The following is a 2996-nucleotide window of genomic DNA, read 5'->3' as shown; positions in this document are numbered from 1 at the left end:
TTTTAACCACAGAGAGCACGGGGGAACACAGAGGATTTATCTGTGAACATCTGCGTAATTTGCGGATAAAGTCAACTCTGTTCCGCATGGTTCGTGTGGATTTGAAATCAACACGTCTTCTCTTTTTGCGGATTTTAAATCCGCTTTGAATCCTTTGACTTGATGGATATAATCAGAGAACAAGAATACGTATAAACTAGAACGGAGTGGGATGGCCTCCCCTAACCCCTCCCAGGGAGGGGGACAAAAATACCTTTGATCTGTGGATATTTTAAACCTCTGCGGGTTGTTTTTTAACCACAGAGAGCACGGGGGAACACAGAGGATTTATCTGTGAACATCTGCGAAATTTGCGGAAAAAGCCAACTCTGTGCCTCTCTGTGACCTCTGTGGTTCATATTTTTTCTTACCACAGAGAGCGCGGAGGAACACAGAGGACCTATCTGTGAACCTCTGTAAATTTAAGGATAAAGTCAACTCTGTGCCTCTCTGTGACCTCTGTGGTTCATATTATTTTTTACTACAGAGAGCGCGGAGGAACACAGAGAACTAATCTATGAACATCTGGGAAATTTAAGGATAAAGTCAACTCTGTTACTCTCTGTGACCTCTGTGGTTCATATTTTTTTTTACTACAGAGAGCGCGGAGGAACACAGAGGACCTATCTGTGAACATCTGTAAATTTAAGGATAAAGTCAACTCTGTGCCTCTCTGTGACCTCTGTGGTTCATATTTTTTCTTACCACAGAGAGCGCGGAGGAATACAGAGGACCTATCTGTGAACCTCTGTGAAATTTAAGGATAAAGTCAACTCGTCACAAACCTCCCATTTAATGCAGAAACGACCGCCATAGTCCCCCTTGGGGGGATTTAGGGGGCCCCTACCTTCACTCAAACCGTATAGCTTTCACAGGAGTGATTCTGGCCACCAGGAATGAGGGGCCTATCATCATCAGGAAGATGGTTAGAATTGCGCCCACATTCAGGAGTAAAATATGCAGACCGGAAAGATGGATGGGCACAGTATCCAGAAAATAATTGGCGGGGTCCAATTTCACGAAACCGAAGCGAGCCTGAGCCCAGCAAAATCCGAGTCCCAGAAGGTTGCCCCAGAAGAGCCCTTTTAGGGTGATGTGAGCTGCAAGAGTCAGAAATATTTTACGAAGCGGCCAGTCTGCGATTCCCATGGCTTTCAACACACCAATCATGTTGGTACGTTCCAGAATCAATATCAACAGACCGGTGATCATATTGAAACCGGCCACCAAAACGATAAGTACAATGATGACCACAATATTCATATCGAGTAAGTCGAGCCACCCGAAAATCTGTGGTTGCGTTTGCTGGATGGTACGGGTCCGCAACATGGTGCCATCCGGAGAGATATGCCCCGAAACAACATCTGCTACATTGCTCCCGGTAAACATCAAATCTTCGAAACTACCGGCCAGAAGTTCGTAGCCCGATATTTGACCTTCGCTCCAGTTGTTGAGCCGCTGCACCTGACGGATATCGGCAATCACAAACGTCTCATCCAACTCCGGCAAATGACTGTCAAATAATCCTTCAATGGTAAAATTACGAGCCCGTATCTGGTCTTCAAAAAAATACATGGGAACCTTATCACCCACCTTAAGATTAAGCATCCCGGCCAGGTCGTCACTGAGGAGTATCCCGTTGGCACTCTTCTCCACATCAAGGTTGAGCGGTCGCCCTTCCACCAGAATTGTTCGGAAAAAAGACCAGTCAAATTCCGGTCCCACCCCGCGCAGGACAATACCCTGCATCTCGTCTCGGGTTTTGATGAGCCCGGGCTTGGTGGCAAAACGCTGCACATGTTTTATTCCGGGCACGCTACGCATTCCGGCTTCCAGTGCAGAATCCTGTTCTATGGGATTGGTCTGGTAACTGAGGTTAAAATCGTAACTCACCACCTGTATGTGACTCCCAAAACCGATAATCTTCTCCCGAATCTCTTTCTGAAAGCCCATGCCGGTGGCCACAGATATAATCATCACCACCATACCAAGCACAATACCGGCTATGGCCACTTTCACCACCGGGCCTGCCAGGCGCTTCCCGGAAATGCCTCCGGACTTTATCTTATTTACTATGAAAAGTTCTAGTTTCATGTTGCCTCTTCTTAGAAGTTGTCTAAAAAGTCATAGGTTAAGTGTTATTTGTCATTCTGAACGCAATGAAGAATCTCTTCAGATAAAATAGGTTTTGTCATTCTGAGCAAAGCAAAAAATCTTTTACACTTCAAACATACTCTTTAAAAAAACATACCACAAAGTAATTCCTTGTGTCAGCTACAGATCCTTCGTCATTCTTCCTCAGGATGACAAGTGTTGTTATAGTGTCATTCTGAGCGTGCGAAGAATCTCTTACAGTTTAAATAAACTCTATAATAATTATTGCATGAAATTTACATTTGATTCAGCTTCAGATCCTTCGTCGTGCCTCCTCATGGTGACATCACTGTATACTAAACAATTAAATCATTCAAGAAATCCCATTTAGGATTGAATTCAGCAATAAGCCTATCCTTTTTTACACGTTTCCAACCTTTAATTATCTTTTCTCTGGCAATTGCTTGATTAATTTCACAGTGTTCCTCATAATACAACAAATAATAGCAGTTATATTTGTAAGTAAAAGCGTTAATATGATTTTCATGATTAATATGTTCTTCCAACCTTCGAACTAAATCATTCGTAACTCCAACATACAGGACTGTCTTATTTTTGTTAGTAAGGATATAAACAAAATAGGTTTTCATTTGGGTAAGGGTTTGTCATTCTGACCACATTTGTCATTCTGAGCCTGCGAAGAATCTCTTACATTTCAAACATACTCTAAATAAACATACCAAAAGGTATTCATTTGCACCAGAAACAGATCCTTCGTCATTCTTCCTCAGGATGACAAACGGCGAAATGTCATTCTGAGATCCAAAAATTTTTATTTAGTAATGTGAAATGACGTTGAATCG

The 2996-nt window shown here is 42.9% G+C and carries 2 protein-coding genes; both read right to left on the bottom strand.

Annotated elements, in window-relative coordinates:
* Positions 1–888: 888 nt before the first annotated feature.
* Positions 889–2133 carry an ABC transporter permease gene (locus QZZ43_RS03360; RefSeq protein WP_291856252.1) on the bottom strand — a complete coding sequence of 415 codons (1245 nt, stop codon included), beginning with the start codon at positions 2131–2133 and terminating at the stop codon, positions 889–891.
* A gap of 356 nt (positions 2134–2489) precedes the next feature.
* A complete protein-coding gene (locus tag QZZ43_RS03355) occupies positions 2490–2783 on the bottom strand; it encodes a GIY-YIG nuclease family protein (protein WP_291856251.1) in 294 nt (97 codons plus the stop codon).
* Positions 2784–2996: the final 213 nt, after the last annotated feature.

The sequence above is a fragment of the Marinilabilia sp. genome (genome assembly GCF_016278715.1).
Lineage (GTDB): Bacteria > Bacteroidota > Bacteroidia > Bacteroidales > Marinilabiliaceae > Marinilabilia.
Note: the sequence above shows the minus strand (reverse complement) of the source record. Positions and strands in the feature narration are given on the sequence as shown.